Origin of the sequence: Marivirga sp., from assembly GCF_035704835.1 — a bacterium.
In the GTDB taxonomy this organism is placed as follows: domain Bacteria; phylum Bacteroidota; class Bacteroidia; order Cytophagales; family Cyclobacteriaceae; genus Marivirga.
In genome coordinates, this window is record NZ_DASSWQ010000035.1 from 1 (window position 1) to 3,583 (window position 3,583).

The window sequence follows — 3,583 nt, forward strand, 5'->3', positions numbered from 1 at the left end:
TCCGGAATTCCAGCTCTCTTTTAAGATGCTCTAAAGCATTGCTTTTTGTTTGAGTTTTCATAATGGTAACTTTTTTGTTTACCATTACAATTTAATCATACCTCATTTTACCGTTTCCTCAAAGAAACGGTTTAGTTCAACGCCCGGGCTATGCGTAGTGCGGGATTTCAAGGCACTTCACAGTCTGCTTACCGAAATATTTGTTTAATGTAGTTACTTTCATGTCAGCACTTTCTCCCGCATTACGTATAGCCATTGTTGTGCTTTCGTGCTTTATTTTTTTTCTGTCTGTGCGTAGGCGTGAAAGCTCTTTGCAACCGCAGGAACGAGGATTGCAATGTGCTTGAACTTATGGCTGGCATACATCTATAATTTCGTTTTTTTTATAAAGGTCAGGCAGGAATTTGGACTTGATTCTGAACTGACTTCTTTTCTTTATTTTAGGCTTAGTTGACATGTTCTCGAGCTTAATTCCTGGGTCGTAATAAATATTTCCTTTCGCCATTTCTAAAAGGAAAAGCTGAAAGTCTGTCCCTGTTCCTAGGACTACATTATTTCCGTATTTATACTTCCTATCTCCTGTTGTCTCTGAAAGTGAAGGGACGTAACACGCTTTGTCGTGTTTGCGATTCCAATGTAAAAGCATTGAAGCAAAACTCCATGAGGCAGTTTCGCTTCCTTCGGTGTCCAAAAGCGCTATTCGTCCGTTGGAATTTCTAATTTTTCCTGACTCAATGTCAAAGCCTAAAAGCTTCATTTCAAGATTTGTGGTTTTATGGACTTCTCCAACCTTGTGGACACCGCCAAAGTTCATTCTGTCTGGTCTGCCAAGTTTGTCTGGGTAGCCATAATTTCTGATAAAAAACTCTGTCCCTTCTGTTTTGTACAGTCCGTCAGTAGGTTCGGGAGTCACAAGGGTAATAACCGAAGCATCAATTTTGTCAAATCTGTTTACTCCAAACTGCTTAATTTCCCAACCCATGAAGTCAGGTTCAGAATATCCATTTGGAGTTACACCAAGTTCAGCTTCTAAAGTATAACCACCACAATTTGAAGATTTGCAAGGAAGAATATTGCTGGCTGAATCAAGTCTTTTGGAGTCAATCCAACCAAGACCATGAATTCTACAAAGCTCATTCAAGAGAACGCTTCGGTTGTTGGCTATTTGTGGTAGTTCGATTACTTGAAAAACACCGTGTTCCCCAAGGCTATCTTGGTGCTTGAATTCATTTGCTATTTCAGAATCTGGAGCAGCAACATAACCTAAAGTTCTACCATTTTTATCGACTGAAATGAAGAGAAGTCTATCAGCAATTCTATTTGCCATCAAATCAGAAGGTGCGTTTTGACAACCAAGAAGAAATCCTGAAAATCGTACTTCTGGATATTTAGGATATAGAATTAATTGAGCATGCGGAGCAATTGATTTTTGACCTTCATCATCAAGCCAAGCGAAGTCTATTTTTGCTTTGAATCGTTCTCTTTTCCAATCTCCTGCTTCAACAGTTTCGATACTTGAAATGGGCAAAACATTGATTATTTCAAAGTTTCCACCGAAATAAACCTGGTTTTTAGAATTATCATTTGCCGCAAGTGACTTTACATAAATTTCGGTACAGCCATTATCAGCAAACAGCGACTTTAGATTGTTCAGGTTCATTTATTCTCTGTAGTTCTTTAATAATATTTTTTCCAACTGCTTGTATCAAAGGCATGGCTACCGAGTTTCCAAATTGCTTGTAACCTTGATTGTCTGAAACTGGTATTTTAAAAGTATCAGGAAAACCTTGAAGTCTAGCACATTCTCTTGGAGTTAATCTACGTGGGTTTTTGCCTTCTTGAGGTATTAAAATTTCAGCACCGTCTTTGTAATATCTTGCACTCAGAGTTCTAGAAACTCCGTTTAAGTTTGTCAGTCCAAAACCAAAACCATTTCCTTTAGCTTGGTGCTTTTTCTTGTATTCTTTAAGGTAGTTCCACAGTTTATCAGAAAGAGTATATTTATCATCAACAACCGGCTCCAAAATGTCTCGAATTCTTAATTCAACATCTTTAGGTTGTGGAAATTTGAACTGCTCTTGCTCGTTAAATACTGCTTTGTCGAATCCAACAATTATTATTCTCTCCCTGTGTTGTGGAACGTAGTACTTAGCGTCTAGGACTTTGTAATGAATTGAATAGCCTAATTCCGTCAATGCTTCGGTAATGACTTTAAACGTTCTTTTCTTGTCGTGAGAGACAAGGTTTTTGACGTTTTCTAGCATGAAAGCTTTAGGACGTTTATGCTCTATGATTCTAGCAATGTCAAAGAATAATGTTCCTTGGGTCTTATCTAAAAAACCGTGTTGCCTGCCAAGTGAATTCTTTTTAGAAACACCTGCAATAGAAAAAGGCTGACAAGGAAACCCACCAAGCAAAACGTCATGGTCAGGAATTTCTGTTTCAGAAATCTTTGTAATATCTCCAAATGGTACTTCTCCAAAATTTGCTTCGTAAGTTTTCTTAGCAAAAGAGTCCCATTCGCTAGAAAAAACACACTTACCGCCATTTTTTTGGTAGGCTAGGCGAATTCCACCAATACCTGCGAACAAATCAATGAATTTAAATTTAGGGTTATTAGGTGTTGGAAATGGAATGTCCCATTCAAATGGTAAATAAGATTGGAAGCTTGGTTCTTCAACCAATCCAAGTTCTTCATGAAGCTGGTACAGATATTTCTCAGCTTTAGGTTTAAAGTATTGTGAGACCCCATTTTTATGATTGTGGAAATAGTGAGTTAAATGAGCCATGTCATCCGTTGTCTTTTTGTCAATGACAAAGTTTAGTTTCTCTCGTATTTCAGAATATTTCCTTTTCATTTGAATTCGATTTGACCTTGAGTTTCCTTTTTTTGCTTAATGTACTTCACGTTCTGTTCTGCAACAGAAAATATTGTTTCAGAACAGCTATACTGAAAAGCTTCTCTTGCGAATTTGTCAGCGAAATACAAGTCTTTAATGACCTGTTCGTCAATTTGAAATAGGTCGCTCAGTGCTTTTAGTTTAGACTTTGAAAACCTTTGAGATTCGTTTTCAATTCTGCTGATAGCACTTGTATTCAAGCCTATTTTTTCTCCGAAATCGGATTGAGTCCAATTCCGTTTTTCTCTCTCTGTTCTTAAAAACTGTCCAAAAGTTGTCATTGTTAACTTGACCTATTTTTAGCAAATGTAACTATAATTTGCGAATTAATAGTCAATATTCAGGATTAATTGCAGGGTAGGAAAAAGCAATGTGTGCAATAGCACTCTTTGCTTTGTGAGTTGGCTTTTTTTGCATGAAGCACAACGGGCAAGTATAAGAGCAGTAGCGGATTTCAAGGCGCTTACCTGTCCGCCACCACCAAAGTTTATTAAATGCACAGACCTTGATTTTACCACTTCACCCGCTATTGCTTTTATACAATGTTGAACTCAACCTCCGGTAGCTGAAGTATTTCAACTTACCGGAGCGTTAAGCTCATGATATAAAATATAAATATTATGAGCAATTTAAGTAGAAATTACGGATGGTTAAACACCAAGGCTAATTCAGCCAAAACATTA

The 3,583-nt window shown here is 37.3% G+C and carries 3 protein-coding genes; all 3 read right to left on the reverse strand.

Features of this window, described 5'->3' with window-relative positions; all coding sequences use genetic code 11:
- Window positions 1-349 precede the first annotated feature (349 nt).
- The 3 genes from VFM92_RS05870 to VFM92_RS05880 are packed head-to-tail and all read right to left on the reverse strand — an operon-like array spanning window position 350 to window position 3,181.
- Window positions 350-1,660, reverse strand: a complete 1,311-nt coding sequence (locus tag VFM92_RS05870; RefSeq protein ID WP_325121265.1) for an MvaI/BcnI family restriction endonuclease — start codon at window positions 1,658-1,660, stop codon at window positions 350-352.
- Complete coding sequence (dcm, locus tag VFM92_RS05875) at window positions 1,626-2,858, reverse strand: DNA (cytosine-5-)-methyltransferase (protein WP_325121266.1); 1,233 nt, start codon at window positions 2,856-2,858, stop codon at window positions 1,626-1,628. The genes VFM92_RS05870 and dcm overlap by 35 nt, the downstream gene beginning before the upstream one ends.
- Window positions 2,855-3,181, reverse strand: coding sequence for a helix-turn-helix transcriptional regulator (locus VFM92_RS05880; protein WP_325121267.1), 327 nt, complete (start codon window positions 3,179-3,181; stop codon window positions 2,855-2,857). The genes dcm and VFM92_RS05880 overlap by 4 nt, the downstream gene beginning before the upstream one ends.
- Window positions 3,182-3,583: the final 402 nt, after the last annotated feature.

Bases quoted from the DNA above. Each gene is read 5' to 3' on its own strand.
- VFM92_RS05870 (WP_325121265.1), bottom strand. From the start codon at position 1,660: ATGAACCTGAACAATCTAAAGTCGCTGTTTGCTGATAATGGCTGTACC.
- dcm (WP_325121266.1), bottom strand. From the start codon at position 2,858: ATGAAAAGGAAATATTCTGAAATACGAGAGAAACTAAACTTTGTCATT.
- VFM92_RS05880 (WP_325121267.1), bottom strand. From the start codon at position 3,181: ATGACAACTTTTGGACAGTTTTTAAGAACAGAGAGAGAAAAACGGAAT.